Below are 15,144 nucleotides of genomic sequence, written 5' to 3' on the forward strand. Positions count from 1 at the left end.
ATAGTGTTGTTATGAAAGTATGTTATAGCAACTCTTCTTTCTTATGTCTTTTTCCTATTTTAAGAAGAAACCCAATATTTATACATAATCTAATTCCCATAAAAAGGATAATTATTATTTCATAACTTGAAGCATATTAAAAACATCGGAGGTGAAATAATATGGCAAACAATAATAGTGGAAGTCGTAATGAATTATTAGTTCGAGGTGCTGAACAAGCTCTTGATCAAATGAAATATGAAATTGCACAAGAGTTTGGTGTACAACTTGGTGCAGATACAACAGCTCGTTCAAACGGATCTGTTGGTGGTGAAATTACAAAACGTTTAGTAGCAATGGCTGAACAACAACTTGGTGGTAGAGCTAACCGCTAAGAGAATTCGTATAAAATATAGCGAATATGTAAATCAATTTCTTTTGTATATGCATAAAAAACAAACTCTTATAGTAAATGAATTCTCACTCAAAGATTATTGATAATCTTCTTTCATAATCTTTGGGTATTTTATTTGTAAACTACTTTCCTAAACAATAAACACGCAGTGTTGGAAAGGTGTTTTCCATGCATAGTAGAAAAGCTTTTGCAGGAAAAAGCATACTTAAAAATTTGATTTTAATATTAAAATCAATATTTATTATTATCTTTTCGAAAGGGAGGAATTTAAAAATGGGTATATTAAGTGGAAATCCTCAAAATGAACCGTTACATTACGGAGAAGTATTTGATATTTGGAGTTATCTTCTAGCTGCACAAGGTGCAATCGCAAGTCATCAAGTATTTATGAATCATACAGGTGATGAAGACTTGAAGAAGTTTTTAGAAAGCTTAATTGAAAATGATATGAATTCGGAAATAGAAGAGTTAAAAACTCTTTTAAAGGTTAATGGTGTAGCTTTACCGCCTGCTCCGCCAGAACGACCAGTAGCATCTATTGAAGATATTCCTCCAGGAGCGCGTATTAATGATGTGGAAATTGCAGCAGCTGTTTCTACAGGATTAGCAGCTGGACTTGTGACATGTAGCCAGGTAATGGGAAAATGCCTTCGAGAAGATGTAGGCATGCTATTTGGACAATTTCATATGAAAAAAGCGCAGGCAGGTGTAACTTTGCTCCGTTTAAGTAAGAAAAAAGGATGGGTAGTTCCACCTCCATTACATGTAAGAAATTCAGATCAAGCTTAATAAACAAAAATAAAAAAGTGGCGTTGGCCACTTTTTTATTTTTTAGATGTATCCTCAAGCTTGGATTTATTTATTGTGGAAGAATCTATATATTCATCTGACATTTCCATAACATATTTATCATGATGAATATGATTACGATGTCTTAATTCATTGTCGTTACGCAGTACTAGCCTCTTCATATAAATATGGAAGAAAATTTCTGTTCCACCAATAATTAAAGCGGCTATAAATGAAGAAAGTCCAATGTTACGAGTAACATCTAAATCAGTAAACAAGGATGTTAGTAACCAAATTCCAAAGAAGCTTAAGCCTAAATCTGCTATTGTAGCAATCATATTTCCGTATTTAGGTAAAATGAAGAGATCTCCGATTAAATAGGCAGCTCCTGTAAGGAAAAGAGAAATTAGTAATACTCTAGGAATTGAAATGCCTTTAAAGATACTAAGTATGATTAGTAATACAGCAGTTATCGCTGTGTATTTAATTAATAAAGCAACAAAATGTTTCATCATTTTCCTCCATTGTTCAAAAGTATATGGAATAAAATATTTCATTAAAAACGGGTTATGCTGTTAAATAGCTTAACCCGTTTTATGTTGTAATGGAGGCCTATTTATGATATCCCATGGCACGTAAGATGTATTTCGTTCTCCTATACATGATTATTTTTAGTTTAAAGAAGATCAACTATACCTTTGAATTCACGGTCGTAATTACCAATTAATTAGCTATATATTTTAGCATGTAATTTAACATATTAAAGAAAGAAGGAGGTGAATGAACATGTCAAACAATAACAGTGGAAGCAGCAATCAATTATTAGTACGTGGCGCTGAACAAGCTCTTGATCAAATGAAATATGAAATTGCTCAAGAATTTGGCGTACAACTTGGTGCAGATGCAACAGCTCGTGCAAACGGATCTGTTGGTGGTGAAATTACGAAACGTCTTGTATCATTAGCTGAGCAACAACTTGGCGGTGGCGTTACTCGTTAATTTTATATATGAAATGGATATAGAGGAGAGGCATGCCGTCTCTCCTTTCTCATACATTTTTTAAAACTTACAACTATAACTCAAATTTATTTGTTTAACTTTTAGACTCACAAGGTTTTAAATACATAATTAATTTTTGCGTAATAAAAGGATAAAAGATAAGAGATTATATTTGATGCGAAAGGGGTAGAAAAAATGAAATATGAAGCGTTATTTACAATTGAGATTTCTGTAGGAAGTGAACTAGTAGCAAACCATAAAATAAAGGCTCATAATGTCGTTGATGTTGTTGAAAAGCTTGCTGAGAAGTACTTAAGTGATCATGAGGGGCATTCTCAAGATGAATAAAGGAGAATAGTGATATGACCTGTCATGATGTTAAGAATGAAACGAAAGAAAAAAAAGATTTAAATTGGTGGCAGCTCTCACTTATTGGGATTGGTTGTACGATAGGAACCGGCTTCTTTTTAGGATCCAGTATAGGTATTAAAATAGGTGGATCTTCAATTATTCTCATTCTCATTTTAACTGGATTTACTACTTATATTGTATTTGAAGCATTGGCAAAAATGGCTGTAGAAGATCCGCAAAAAGGATCTTTTCGCATTTACTCAAAAAAAGCTTTTGGAAATTGGGCGGGTTTTAGCCATGGATGGACATATTGGTGTTCTGAACTGCTTATTATGGGCAGCCAGTTAAGTGCGTTAGGAATCTTTTCACGTTACTGGTTTCCTAAAATACCACTATGGATATTTGCTGCTATATATGGAGTAGCGGCTATATTAATTATTTTTATAGGGGTAAAGATATTCGAACGTTTAGAGAAATGGATGGCTATTATAAAAATCGCTGCTATTATGGGGTTTATTGTAATTGCTATTTTAGTTATTTTAGGATTTATAAAGGGCGGTTTATATAAAGCACAAATTCCGCGGAATTTTAAAGATTGGTTCCCAAATGGATTAAAAGGCACTTGGTCCTCTCTAATTTATGCATTTTATGCATTTGGAGGAATCGAAATTATGGGGTTAATGACAATAAGACTGAAAGACCCTAAAGATGCACAAAAATCAGGAAGAGTAATGTTAATGATTTTAACGATTATTTACGTAGTCTCTTTAGGGTTGGCAATTATGATGGTTCCATTAAACCAGTTTAATACGAAAGAAAGCCCTTTTGTAATAGCATTACAAGACTATAATTTGCCGTATGTGCCATTTATTTTAAATGTAGTGTTAATTTTAGCGGGTTTTTCAACATTAGTTGGTTCATTATTTGCAGTGACAAGTGTACTAATGAACTTAGCTGAAGAAGGTGATGCACCTGCAATGTTTGCTAAAAAAAACAAAAAAAATATCTCGTTCCCAGCCTTACTGCTTATTATAATTGGACTTGGTGCTTCTATCCTTAGTGCTTTATTACTACCGAAAAATATATATGAATATGTAACAACTGCAGCTGGATTAATGTTGTTATATACATGGAGTCTTATTCTTCTTTCATTTTGGAGATTAATGAATCCAAAGGGTTGGATGCAGATAAAAAGCATTATTGGTCTTATAATGATTGCACTAGCTGTTAGTGGAACACTATTGCAAAAAACAACGCGTTTTGGTTTCCTTGTGAGCTTGTTGTTTTTAGGAATAGTTATTATCGTTACTATAATTGTTCATTTTGTCTCAAGAAAAAGGAATACAGCTATATGAAGTATCTTTCTTTTACTCCATGAATAGTATGTCAGAACAAAATAATAGAAGCTATTGAAAAATGATTTGGTAAGTTTGAAAACCAAAATATAATCCATAAATAATAAGGGATATTCCAGATACTACCGTTATAAGGGACAATATACGAGCATTCAAAATTTTACGAAATATACTAGATGTACTCGCCATCGTAATATCCCAAATGAAAATACCTAAAATAATACCAAGGCTATATAACAAAAGCTGCTCTTTATTATAGGAAGAAGCGGCTTTTGCTAATATAGAGCCGAAAATTCCAAGCCAAAATAGAATTGTTAATGGATTCGATAAAGACATAAAAAAACCAGAAAAAAAGCTTTTAATAATTGAATCATCATTTCTAGTATTACTAATGCTAATTTGATTCGCATTTTTTAAACTTTCGATGCCTGTATAGATTAAAACAAAAGCGCCGAAAGACCATAAGAAAAGTTTTATAATATCTTTTTCGAGGAAATGAATTACACCTAAATAAATAAGTGCCATGTAGATAACATCTGCAAGTAAGGCTCCTATGCCAAGAATCCAAGCGTGAAAAAAACCACTCCTAATACCTTTTTCTAACTGCGCAGCATTTATAGGTCCCATTGGAGCGGATAATGATAAACCTAAGAAAACATAGCTTAAAAATATGCCCACGTATAATATGCTCCTCCCACTAAATTTGATCTATATTAAATCTATTCAGTGGTTAAAGTTTGTACAACTAAATAATAAAAAACGGAGTGGATTACTTATTTTTATGCAAGTATTTTATGATTCGAGAAAATGGACACTTGGATGGGATGGTTTCATCATCACGTAAAAAATATTGCTGCCATTCATAATTATCTTTTTCACCATAATCTTTCAGAGAGGGATGAATAGGAGCTTTGTCATAAGCAGCTAGACGTTGACGTATTAAGTTTTTTAGTTTCCTACTGCGTTTCTCAGAATTCATAATCCCCTGTAAAACCCATCTAGGTGTTAAAGCAAGCATCATACATGAAAAATGTCTACTTTGTCTATTAACATGGGCAGGTGTAGCACAGTAAACGAAATATGATTCATTATGAAAGCAAAATTCCCAAGTATTCTCCATAGGGTCATTTGGAATGTGCGTAGGCCATTCCATCTCGTCCAAACGACTAGTTGTATTAAGTAGAGACCAATACATATGTTCAAAATCTTCAACTGTAGTTTCTCGCAGTAAATCTATTGGTGTATGAATAAAAACAATAAGTGAGGCGTATTGACCTGTGTCTCTAGAACATTCAGTATATTCTTTAAGTAATGCAGCAAAATCCTCACTAGTATTCGTATCTCTAGGATCACCAATGAACCCGTACCTGAGGTGATTGGCTGTAAAGCCGTGTTGAGCTGGTATACAAGGAAACAGTTTATCTTTATCTGTCATTTTTAATTTAAAAGAACGGAAAGCTTCTTGTTGCCAATGTGGAAGGGTAATAATATTTTTTTGTAAAGAGTCTTTATCATAAAGTATAGTCATCTTTTTTATCCCTCCTAAGTCATAATATATAACCTATTAATTATTTAAGAATAGGTGACTAACACGGCTAGAATAATTATTTTTTAATCTATAAAAATAAAATGATTTAATGAAGAATCCCCTTCAATACAGTTACTTTAATAGTTGATCTTTAATAACGTATAAATTTAAGTAGCTATAAAATTCGAAAAATATATAAGGAATATGTAGGTACAATGTTCACATTTATATTTTCTAACTAATATGGTTTATAACGAAACAAGAAAGGATGTATAATGGTGGGGATTTTTAAGGAAGAAAAAATTAAATTTATAGATTGTAAAGGCGAGGAAGTCATTTTGAAAATCAAAATTAAGGATATAAAAAAGTAGGGAAGAGGAATTAAGGATACTTTATTGTGATTAACATAGAAGGATGAAAAGTAATCATGAATTAGATTGAAATGAATTCAGTAGTATAGGCCCTTTTTGAATTTTTTTGCATAGTGTAGCATGAATGAATATTAAGGGGGAACGTCTATGTCTTATCCTAATCAGCTAGCTTGGCATGAAACATTGGATTTACATGAATTAGTAGCATTTCAAGCAAACGGTTTAATCAAATTAAAAAAATCAGTTAGGAATGTACCGGATCAAGCACTTCAATCGTTATATATTAAAGCTATAAATGCCATCCAAAACAATCTACAAGAGTTAGTACAATTTTATCCTTATGCTCCTGAATTTCAAGCGCAGCATCGTGATGACACTGGATTTTACGCTGGAGATTTACTTGGATTAGCAAAGACATCTGTTCGAAATTATGCAATTGCAATTACTGAAACTGCAACGCCTCGTCTTAGAGAAGTTTTAACCCGTCAAATAAATGGTGCTATACAATTACATGCACAGGTTTTTAACTTTATGTATGAACGTGGTTACTATCCAGCTTATGATTTAAAGCAGCTATTAAAAAATGATGTTCAAAATGTGCAAAAGGCAATACAAATGCAATATTAAAACAGAGATATGGAAATTATCTTTAGAGGAAAACTATAGTTTATTTATAGAGGATTAAATAGTTAAGACTAAATGGTAATTTCCATTATTAATGAATTGATTATATGCTAAAAATATAAATTCATTCTAAGATATGAAAGAAGTTATACTCACGCTATTTTAGAATGCGAGAACGTCTGTTTTATTTTACATAATTAAGGTTCTCCCCCTAAATAACAAGCTATTTATTATGTTGTTTTTCAACTGCATATTTTATGAAATTGCTCTCTATAAATAAAAAAGCAGCTAGCAAAAGCTAACTGCAGCGAGAAAATTACATCCATGAATTTAAGGAGTATAACTATATCATGGTTAAGTATAGTATGAACAAAGAATGTAAGCTTATACTATGAAATTAAAAAGAGCAGTTATTCATTATGACTGCTCTTTAATGGTAAGAATAAAGCCTGGGTAAGAAGCAGACTTTATTATAAAGAGTTTGTGCGAAAGCTCGATTTTTATTCCAAAGGAGTACTTCTATTTTTAGAATATAGATATTGCCTGCATTCAGTTTTTAAACAAATTAAGTTTAAAAGCTGAATGATGATTTTGTATAATATCTTAATTCTTTAACGTAAAAAACTAAAGTTTTTTCGTGCTTAATGCCTCTTTTTATCTACATATTTTCCGTAATCCGGTACAGCAATTTTATCAAATTCTTGAACGAGTGTGTTGAGGCTTGTTGACAGTAATCTACCTGACATCGGTATCCCATGTCCCGTAACAGCGGCTAGAGGCTTTAGCTTCTCTAGTGTAATAACTGATTCTTTAGCAGCTTTCCAGTCTGTTGTTAAATAACGAGGCGGACCGCTTATTTCCTGTTCCTGAGTAATTACCTTATATAGATATTCTTGCTTCACCGTAACAAAAGCGTCCCCAGCAATTAATGTGCGGTCTTTTTCTCGGAATAATGAAATATGACCTGGAGTGTGTCCTGGTGTATGAATCCATCTAAAATCTGGCATATGGGGAACAGTTCCATCTGTAGGAAGTACTTTTATGCTATTCCCTAAATCAATCGGTTCGTTAGGGAATAGAGGGGACATTTTCGCTACCATACCACCTTCAACTGTTGGATCTGGTTCAGGATAACTTTGTTGCCCAGTCAGGAAAGGTATCTCCATTTGATGGCCATAGACTGGAACATCCCAATACTTAATGAGTTCAATTATTCCACCAACATGATCAAAATGCCCATGAGTTAAAATAATTGCTTTTGGGCGGTTGTTTGTACCAAATCGATCCTCAGCGACAGAGATAATTTCATTTGCACATTTAGGCATTCCAGCATCAACTAAAACAAAATCATTGCTCTTGGGATGTCCAACAAAACAGATGTTGACGATTTGAATCGTGTAACAAAACAAATCAGGCAATACTTCGATGCCATGACCACTTTCAATTGAAGTTGCTGGAATAAACTTATAATCACTTCCATAATTCATTTCATTTCCCACTTGTTTTCCCCCTTAATATATTTTAATACGACATTATAGTTCCCTAATTTTGAAAATCCATTTTGGAGGATTTGAGAAAAGAATGAGTGGGGGATTAAAAAACAATAATTTACTCCTAGAATTAAGGTGGGGACATATCAATTTATATAAAGTGTAAACAAAAAATATTGATTGTAAAGTCGTAGTTTCTACTATTTTTTTGAGTTTAAGTGTATATCTTTTAAGAGGATATACCAAGTTCTGTTATTTTGATAATTACTTGAAACTTGAATAGGGAAAACATGATCAAGCCCCCATTCTAATTCGTTTATTTCATTTTCAAGTCCTGTTGGATAGAGTAAAAGGATCTTAAAATTATTTTTAACAATATTTGATAAAACGGTTTGTAATTCTAGTGCTTCAGTTAAGTTTCCGCCCCATCTAACAAATAAAATGGATTGTGAATGATGAATTTTTTCATAAAAGTTATCGATTCTTCGATCTAATTGTTGTTTAAAATCATGGTATGTGATGAACCAATCTTCATTTGGAATAACAGGGAAATCATGATAAGATGTTACGTTATATTTTGTGTCTTTTATAATATGAGAAAAAACAGGTTGTATCACGCCATCATTAAACACAATATTTTGTTCCGGCATTGGGTGCATGTTTTTTAAATCCATAAAGTCTATAAAATTATTTTTCAATAATGTGTTGATAGAAGAAAGATTCGGTGATTCAAACCAATCTAGAGGACCTGAATATTTCCGCAGCCTATATTTTTTTAGATGAATAGCGGTATAGCAATTTTCCCCTAAACTAATAACATCATCATAAATCCCTTGAAGTTTTTTTATTTCCAATACAATCATCCTTTTTTGGAAAAATAGAAGGTATATATATTCTAAAAAGCGTTATTATGACATAGAATATGCTTTTAAAAAATAGGAGAACTAATTCATTATAAATACTATATGTATGTATAAAACCTTATGTGAAAAGGCTTACAAGAGGTTAAACTAAAGCGTATTTCGGGTTATATACCATTTGTCGAGATAAGAATTGTGTGTGATAATTAATAACATTTTATAAAAAATGGGAAAAATAGAAATACATTGAAGTGAGTTGTGAGTAAATTATAATTTGAAATTGAGTGGAAATAAGAAGCCCCAGTTGCTTCATTATGCAACTGGGGCATTTTTTAATCTCTTCCTAACTTAATTATACCACGTAAATAAAGTTCGAAATAGACTGTTTCTCCTCATGTACTACTGCTACAATCAAGAACACATGCATAGTAAGGAGAGATGTTATATGAGTTCTTTCGTTCTCGATTTTCAGGAAATAGAAAAGGGGCAGCTTTCACTCGTCGGCGGAAAAGGGTTGAATTTAGGGGAGTTATCTAACATTCAAGGTATACAGGTGCCAGAAGGATTTTGTGTTACAACGGTAGGATATGAAAAAGCCATCGAGCAAAATGAAGAGCTTCAAACCTTGTTGCAGCAGCTAACCAAGTTGAATCGTGAAGACCGAGCTCAAATTGGTGAAATTAGTAAGAAAATTAGAGAAGTTATTATGGCAGTAGAAATCCCTTCAGATGTAGTGGAAGCGGTAACTCATTATCTCTCACGTTTTGGAAATGAACATGCGTATGCCGTGCGTTCTAGTGCTACGGCTGAAGATTTACCGTATGCCTCGTTTGCAGGTCAACAAGACACGTATTTAAATATTATCGGAAAAGAAGCGATTTTGCAGCATGTAAGAAAGTGCTGGGCTTCTTTATTTACAGAGCGAGCAGTCATGTACCGTATGCAAAATGGTTTTGAACATAATCAAGTTTCTATATGTGTTGTCGTTCAAAAAATGGTTTTCCCTGAGGCTTCGGGCATTTTATTTACGGCTGATCCGGTTACTTCTAACCGAAAGGTGCTATCAATTGATGCCAGTTTTGGACTTGGTGAGGCGTTAGTATCAGGCCTCGTCTCTGCTGATAATTATAAAGTAAAAGAGGGGGAAATCATCGATAAGGTGATTTCAACTAAAAAAGTAGCTATCTATGCCTTAAAAGAGGGCGGAACAGAGACGAAACAGATTGATCCGGCTCAGCAAAAGGTTCAAACATTGTCTGAACAACAAATATTACAACTAGCAAGTATCGGAAGACAGATAGAAGCTTATTTTGGCTGTCCGCAAGATATTGAATGGTGTTTAGCCCATAATACATTTTATATTGTCCAAAGTCGCCCCATTACGACTTTATATCCAATTCCTGAAGAAAATGATGGGGGAAATCATGTATATATATCAGTTGGCCATCAACAAATGATGACTGATGCGATGAAACCACTTGGGTTATCTTTTTTCCTGTTAACGACTAATGCTCCTATGCGTAAAGCGGGAGGAAGGCTGTTTGTGGATGCCACTCAACAATTAGCTTCACCTGCTAGCAGAGATTATTTAATAAACACTTTAGGAAAATCAGATCCACTCGTAAGAGATGCATTAACGACTATAATCGAGCGAGATAATTTTATTACATTGTTGCCGGATGATGAAAAAGAAAAGAGTGTTAGTAAAAGTAAGCAACCTGCAAATTCGCAACCAGAAATCGAAAATGATCCGGCAATCGTTACGAATTTAATACAGAATAGTGAAGCATCCATCGAAGAGTTAAAACGAAACATGCAAACGAAATCAGGGATGGATGTACTTGATTTTATTTTGGAAGATATTCAGCAATTAAAAAAAGTATTATTTAACCCGCAAAGTATCGCTGTCATTATGGCTGGTATGAATGCTTCAACATGGATGAATGAAAAGATGGAGCAATGGTTAGGCGAAAAAAATGCAGCAGATACGCTTTCTCAATCGGTACAAAACAATATTACGTCAGAAATGGGTTTAGCATTAATGGATGTTGCGGATGTGATTCGGCCGTACCCAGAAGTTATTGCGCATTTACAACACGTAGAAAACGATAACTTTTTAGATGAAATAGTTCAGTTTAAAGGTGGAGAAGAAGCCCGAGATGCGATTCTAACTTTTCTAAATAAATACGGAATGAGATGTAGCGGAGAAATTGATATTACGAAAACGCGCTGGAGTGAAAAGCCAACTACAATTATTCCGATGATTTTAAATAATATAAGAGACTTTGAAGCGGGTGCTAGTAAACGGAAATTTGAAGAAGGACTGCAAGAAGCTTTGAAAAAAGAAGAAGAATTATTAGAGCGATTGCAGCAATTGCCGGATGGAAAACAAAAAGTAGAAGAAACGAAGCGAATGATTCGCAATATCCGTAATTTTATCGGCTATCGTGAATATCCGAAATACGGTATGATTAATCGTTATTTCATATATAAGCAGGCGTTACTGAAAGAAGCTGAGCAACTTGTGCAGAGCGGTGTCATTCATGAAGTTGATGATATATACTATTTAACTTTTGAAGAACTTCACGAAGTAGTCCGCACGAATAAACTAGATTATGAGCTGATACAAAAACAAAAAAATGATTACAAATTATATGAAAAACTAACGCCTCCTCGTATAATGACGTCTGATGGAGAAATCATTACGGGTAAATATAAACGAGAAAAACTCCCAGCTGATGCGATTGTAGGTTTGCCTGTTTCTTCAGGAGTGATTGAAGGAAGAGCTCGCGTTATTTTAAACATGGAAGAGGCGAATTTAGAAGAGGGAGATATATTAGTTACAGCTTTTACTGATCCTGGCTGGACACCATTATTTGTATCTATAAAAGGATTAGTTACCGAAGTCGGCGGACTTATGACGCACGGAGCAGTGATTGCACGTGAATATGGATTACCGGCAGTTGTTGGGGTAGAGAACGCTACGAAATTAATAAAAGATGGGCAACGAATACGAGTACATGGAACAGAAGGGTATATTGAAGTGTTGTAATGAAGTAAAAGATCATCCGCTATAAATAGTGGATGATCTTTTTATTTTGCAATAACTCACTTCTTTAAGCCAGCTGCATAAAAAGGTCCATGAACTGCGATTGTTGATAAAATACGAGCAATTTCCTCTGGTGTTTCTTTTTGGCCACTATTTAACCATTGCTGAATGACACCAATATGAGCAGATGCCATATAAGAAGCTAAATATTGGCTTGGAACAAGTAAATTTTCCTTATTAATGAGAGCACCATTCGTATCTTCAAATAATGTTTTCCACATAAAGTCTTTCAACTTTGTTTGAAAAGATAAATCTCCTTTTGGACTTAATACAGCTTTCATAAAATCACTATTTTCATTTAGAAATTCAAGAATAGAAGTGATAAGTAGAAACGGCATTGTTGGAGAAGGATTCGATCCGAGATCCGCAATCACTTCTGGGAATCTCTTTTTTGCAATGCTAGAAAACTCATACATAATGTCTTCTTGGCATTTTGTCATTAAATCAAATTTATCTTGATAGTGCGCATAGAAAGTACCGCGATTAATGTTTGCTTTCGTTGTAATATCTTTCACTGTAATGGCGTCAAAACCTTTTTCTTCAATTAATTCCACCAATGCATTTCGTATGGCAGTTTTCGTACGAACAACACGTAAATCTAAATTACTATCGCGCAAAGCATGTCCCTCCTTCATTTTAGCCAACACATTTCAAGAAAGTGTCTTATAACCGACACATTCACGATTTTTGATTATTGTATAAGGTTCAACTCGAACATATAATTCAAAATATAAATAAACAACACGTTGTTGGTTATTATAAATCAAATGATAGGGGGAGAAAAGAGAATGTTTAAAAATAAACTTTTATTATTATCACCAGTTGTTGCACTACTTGTAGTTTTTATTTTTTCATTAACATTATTTCCAACCGTTCAACCTCAGCCGAAAAATTTGCCAATCGCAATTGTAAATGAGGATCAAGGAGTAGAAATTCCGAATCAACCGAAAATGAACATGGGGCAAACGATCGTTGATAATATGAAAAAGGCATCAAAGTCAGAGGAAGAACCTGCGGTAAAGTGGGTAGAAGTGAAAAATAAAGAAGCAGTTCAAAAAGGCTTAAATAATCAAGAATATTACGCAGCATTAGTTATTCCGAAAGACTTTAGTACAAAACAAGCATCATTACGAACACCACAGCCATTTTCGCCAGAGGTAGAAATATTCATCAATCAAGGAATGAATACAGCGGCATCAACTATGGCAGGACAAATATTAAATAGTGTAGTTGATAATATGAACAACAATGTTCGTAAACAAATATTAGAAGGACTGAAAGCAAAAGGAGCTACTTTAACAGCAGATCAAGTTTCAAATGTAGTAACACCGATTACAAAGAAAGTGATAAATGTAAATGAAACCGGAAAAAATAGTGCGAATGGTAACTCGCCAATTTCTTTATTCCAACCGTTATGGATTGCCAGTTTAGCGAGCGCAGCGCTTATCTTTATCGCAATAACTAAAATGCCGGTAGATACAAGAAAACAAAACATTGTAGTAAAACTAAAGCAAATTGTAACAGGCGCAATTGCAGCACTTGTTATTGGGTTCGGTCTTACATGGATTGCGGATGGAATGGTAGGACTAAATATTTCAAATTTCACTGATACGGCATTGTTTTTATCTATTACATCCTTTAGTTTCTTCTTAATGATATCGGCGGTACTTTCATTAGTTGGACTAAAAGGAATCGGTTTATTCGCTTTATTACTATTTTTCGGAGCACCGTTATTATCATTAGCACCTGAAATGTTGTCTCCATTTTATCAAGATTGGGTTTATTCATGGTTACCAATGCGATTTATGATTGAAGGACTTAGAGAAATATTCTTCTTTGGAAATGGATTAAGCTGGAGTACACCTGTTATTGTGCTTATTTGGATTGGTGCGGTAAGTATCGTTATTATTTTAGCGACTGCTTTAAAACGTAGTGCAGTAAAGGGACATAAAACGGAATTACAGGTATAAAAGATAAAAACGTTTCACTATGAGTGAAGCGTTTTTTTGTTTAGATGTAAGCTAAGTAGCATAGAAGAGATATTTAAAAGTAGAAATTAATGGTGTTATATAATGAATGTATAACACAAAAAAGACAATGTAGAGGAAAGGAGAAAATAAATGAAAAGAGGAATTACAGTAGAGATTCTAGATGGATATGCAAATGATAATCTACTTTGGAAAGTGTTAAAGCCAATCGATATTGCTTCATTAAATTGGCGAGTGGGGAATGAGGAGTCCTACTTAATAGCGCGTGGTGGATTGGAGGAGGCATTATTTCCAGAGCAACCAAGTGTAGTGGAAGGATTAGATTTGAAAAAGTTAGTTAAAGATAACATATATTATCTCATTTTTGCAGATTTAAAAGCGTATCCTAAAGGAGAAATAGCAATAGATATTGAAACATATGAAGAGTTTAAGGAAAGTAAGTGTGAGATAGTCGTATTAGTAGCGGATGGTGATTACATACAAATTTATGCGAAAGATCAGAAAGCGATTGAACTGATGTATGAAAACGCACGGAATCAGGGATTTTATGTGGAATATGTTACAGATGAAAATGACGGTAGAACATGTTTGTCAGTATAGTAGTAAATTGAAAGGGGAACGGCAGTATGGAGAGAAACACCATAACGAAAGAATATACAATTCGAACTGCTACGGAAGAGGAAAGCGATAGCATTATTACGCTATTAAAAGAAGTAGCGAAGTGGCTACAACATAAAGAAGTGGATCAGTGGCAGTATCTGTTAGGCGGAGAGGCTACGGATGAAATACTAGAAGGTATAAGAGGGAAATATACATATGTGATTACGAAAGAAGATGAAATTATCGGTACAGTTACAGTATCTCCTAAACAAAGTGAATGGGATGAACATATTTTTGGTAAAGAGGAAGTTTCTAATTCATTATATATTCATAGATTTGCGGTGAAACGGAAGTATAAGGGTAACGGAATCGGAGAATGGATGTTACGGTGGATAGAAGAGAATGTACAATATGACAAAGAGTTTTTGAAACTAGATTGTGTAGGGCATAATGTTACGTTGAATGATTTCTATAAGCGATGTGGTTTTGAATATGTCGGTAGTACGGATGGACATAGTATGTTTCAGAAGAGAATAATATAGTTGAAAAGAAATAAGAAAAAGCGTAGGAATTTCTAAGCTTTTTCTTATTTCTTTTCACTGTCTTTTAAAACTTGATTTATTTTTAAGTTAACTACTTGGGCAGCTAGATATCCAAGACCTCTAGCAGCTTGCAGTTGAGTTTTT

The 15,144-nt window shown here is 33.7% G+C and carries 16 protein-coding genes; 10 read left to right on the forward strand and 6 right to left on the reverse strand.

Features of this window, described 5'->3' with window-relative positions:
- Nucleotides 1-161: 161 nt before the first annotated feature.
- Both sasP and MR147_RS04625 read left to right on the forward strand, forming a co-directional pair.
- Nucleotides 162-374 carry a small acid-soluble spore protein, SasP family gene (gene sasP, locus MR147_RS04620; protein WP_000002841.1) on the forward strand — a complete coding sequence of 71 codons (213 nt, stop codon included), beginning with the start codon at nucleotides 162-164 and terminating at the stop codon, nucleotides 372-374.
- Nucleotides 375-667: 293 nt separating this feature from the next.
- Complete coding sequence (locus tag MR147_RS04625) at nucleotides 668-1,183, forward strand: DUF3231 family protein (RefSeq protein WP_000512134.1); 516 nt, start codon at nucleotides 668-670, stop codon at nucleotides 1,181-1,183.
- A 35-nt stretch (nucleotides 1,184-1,218) separates the two neighbouring features.
- Here the strand turns inward: MR147_RS04625 and MR147_RS04630 are convergent, their stop codons facing one another.
- A complete protein-coding gene (locus tag MR147_RS04630; RefSeq protein ID WP_242303695.1) occupies nucleotides 1,219-1,695 on the reverse strand; it encodes a YndM family protein in 477 nt (158 codons plus the stop codon).
- Between the two features lie 274 nt (nucleotides 1,696-1,969).
- Between MR147_RS04630 and MR147_RS04635 the strand changes: the two genes are divergently transcribed.
- The 3 genes from MR147_RS04635 to MR147_RS04645 all read left to right on the forward strand — a co-directional run bounded on the left by MR147_RS04635 (nucleotide 1,970) and on the right by MR147_RS04645 (nucleotide 3,888).
- On the forward strand, nucleotides 1,970-2,182 hold the full coding sequence (locus MR147_RS04635; RefSeq protein ID WP_000069660.1) for an alpha/beta-type small acid-soluble spore protein: 213 nt from the start codon (nucleotides 1,970-1,972) through the stop codon (nucleotides 2,180-2,182).
- A gap of 195 nt (nucleotides 2,183-2,377) precedes the next feature.
- Entirely contained in the window at nucleotides 2,378-2,530 is a 153-nt protein-coding gene (locus tag MR147_RS04640) for a hypothetical protein (RefSeq protein ID WP_071727987.1), read from the forward strand.
- 14 nt (nucleotides 2,531-2,544) lie between these two features.
- The gene (locus MR147_RS04645) at nucleotides 2,545-3,888 is read left to right on the forward strand and encodes an amino acid permease (RefSeq protein WP_074610973.1); all 1,344 of its coding nucleotides are present in this window, start codon (nucleotides 2,545-2,547) and stop codon (nucleotides 3,886-3,888) included.
- 51 nt (nucleotides 3,889-3,939) lie between these two features.
- Here MR147_RS04645 and MR147_RS04650 read toward each other — a convergent pair whose 3' ends face one another.
- Together MR147_RS04650 and MR147_RS04655 are read right to left on the reverse strand one after the other, a co-directional pair.
- Entirely contained in the window at nucleotides 3,940-4,566 is a 627-nt protein-coding gene (locus MR147_RS04650; RefSeq protein WP_074610971.1) for a LysE family transporter, read from the reverse strand.
- 91 nt (nucleotides 4,567-4,657) lie between these two features.
- Nucleotides 4,658-5,416 carry a YqcI/YcgG family protein gene (locus tag MR147_RS04655; protein ID WP_074610969.1) on the reverse strand — a complete coding sequence of 253 codons (759 nt, stop codon included), beginning with the start codon at nucleotides 5,414-5,416 and terminating at the stop codon, nucleotides 4,658-4,660.
- Between the two features lie 518 nt (nucleotides 5,417-5,934).
- Between MR147_RS04655 and cotF the strand changes: the two genes are divergently transcribed.
- Nucleotides 5,935-6,414 (forward strand): spore coat protein CotF, encoded by a 480-nt coding sequence (gene cotF, locus MR147_RS04660; protein ID WP_242303696.1) that lies wholly within the window; start codon nucleotides 5,935-5,937, stop codon nucleotides 6,412-6,414.
- A gap of 638 nt (nucleotides 6,415-7,052) precedes the next feature.
- Here the strand turns inward: cotF and MR147_RS04665 are convergent.
- Both MR147_RS04665 and MR147_RS04670 read right to left on the reverse strand, forming a co-directional pair.
- A complete protein-coding gene (locus MR147_RS04665; RefSeq protein ID WP_242303697.1) occupies nucleotides 7,053-7,910 on the reverse strand; it encodes an MBL fold metallo-hydrolase in 858 nt (285 codons plus the stop codon).
- Between the two features lie 191 nt (nucleotides 7,911-8,101).
- Entirely contained in the window at nucleotides 8,102-8,764 is a 663-nt protein-coding gene (locus tag MR147_RS04670) for a DUF1796 family putative cysteine peptidase (RefSeq protein ID WP_074610847.1), read from the reverse strand.
- Between the two features lie 442 nt (nucleotides 8,765-9,206).
- On the opposite strand from MR147_RS04670, the gene ppsA reads away from it, so the two are divergent.
- Nucleotides 9,207-11,813, forward strand: a complete 2,607-nt coding sequence (gene ppsA / locus MR147_RS04675; RefSeq protein WP_242303698.1) for a phosphoenolpyruvate synthase — start codon at nucleotides 9,207-9,209, stop codon at nucleotides 11,811-11,813.
- Nucleotides 11,814-11,869: 56 nt separating this feature from the next.
- Here ppsA and MR147_RS04680 read toward each other — a convergent pair whose 3' ends face one another.
- Nucleotides 11,870-12,487 (reverse strand): TetR/AcrR family transcriptional regulator, encoded by a 618-nt coding sequence (locus MR147_RS04680; protein ID WP_001205693.1) that lies wholly within the window; start codon nucleotides 12,485-12,487, stop codon nucleotides 11,870-11,872.
- 132 nt (nucleotides 12,488-12,619) lie between these two features.
- On the opposite strand from MR147_RS04680, the gene MR147_RS04685 reads away from it, so the two are divergent.
- The 3 genes from MR147_RS04685 to MR147_RS04695 all read left to right on the forward strand — a co-directional run bounded on the left by MR147_RS04685 (nucleotide 12,620) and on the right by MR147_RS04695 (nucleotide 15,000).
- Nucleotides 12,620-13,840 (forward strand): YhgE/Pip domain-containing protein, encoded by a 1,221-nt coding sequence (locus MR147_RS04685; RefSeq protein WP_242303901.1) that lies wholly within the window; start codon nucleotides 12,620-12,622, stop codon nucleotides 13,838-13,840.
- Between the two features lie 150 nt (nucleotides 13,841-13,990).
- Complete coding sequence (locus MR147_RS04690) at nucleotides 13,991-14,458, forward strand: DUF2691 family protein (protein ID WP_242303699.1); 468 nt, start codon at nucleotides 13,991-13,993, stop codon at nucleotides 14,456-14,458.
- Between the two features lie 26 nt (nucleotides 14,459-14,484).
- Entirely contained in the window at nucleotides 14,485-15,000 is a 516-nt protein-coding gene (locus MR147_RS04695) for a GNAT family N-acetyltransferase (RefSeq protein ID WP_242303700.1), read from the forward strand.
- Nucleotides 15,001-15,144: the final 144 nt, after the last annotated feature.

This window comes from Bacillus cereus group sp. BfR-BA-01350, from assembly GCF_022663775.1.
GTDB classification, from domain to species: Bacteria; Bacillota; Bacilli; order Bacillales; family Bacillaceae_G; genus Bacillus_A; species Bacillus_A paranthracis.

Excerpts from the sequence above, each read along its gene's own strand:
- cotF (WP_242303696.1), top strand. The coding sequence starts at position 5,935 with ATGTCTTATCCTAATCAGCTAGCTTGGCATGAAACATTGGATTTACAT.
- MR147_RS04635 (WP_000069660.1), top strand. The coding sequence starts at position 1,970 with ATGTCAAACAATAACAGTGGAAGCAGCAATCAATTATTAGTACGTGGC.
- MR147_RS04645 (WP_074610973.1), top strand. The coding sequence starts at position 2,545 with ATGACCTGTCATGATGTTAAGAATGAAACGAAAGAAAAAAAAGATTTA.
- MR147_RS04625 (WP_000512134.1), top strand. The coding sequence starts at position 668 with ATGGGTATATTAAGTGGAAATCCTCAAAATGAACCGTTACATTACGGA.
- MR147_RS04655 (WP_074610969.1), bottom strand. The coding sequence starts at position 5,416 with ATGACTATACTTTATGATAAAGACTCTTTACAAAAAAATATTATTACC.
- MR147_RS04630 (WP_242303695.1), bottom strand. The coding sequence starts at position 1,695 with ATGAAACATTTTGTTGCTTTATTAATTAAATACACAGCGATAACTGCT.
- MR147_RS04695 (WP_242303700.1), top strand. The coding sequence starts at position 14,485 with ATGGAGAGAAACACCATAACGAAAGAATATACAATTCGAACTGCTACG.
- MR147_RS04690 (WP_242303699.1), top strand. The coding sequence starts at position 13,991 with ATGAAAAGAGGAATTACAGTAGAGATTCTAGATGGATATGCAAATGAT.
- MR147_RS04670 (WP_074610847.1), bottom strand. The coding sequence starts at position 8,764 with ATGATTGTATTGGAAATAAAAAAACTTCAAGGGATTTATGATGATGTT.
- ppsA (WP_242303698.1), top strand. The coding sequence starts at position 9,207 with ATGAGTTCTTTCGTTCTCGATTTTCAGGAAATAGAAAAGGGGCAGCTT.
- MR147_RS04640 (WP_071727987.1), top strand. The coding sequence starts at position 2,378 with ATGAAATATGAAGCGTTATTTACAATTGAGATTTCTGTAGGAAGTGAA.
- sasP (WP_000002841.1), top strand. The coding sequence starts at position 162 with ATGGCAAACAATAATAGTGGAAGTCGTAATGAATTATTAGTTCGAGGT.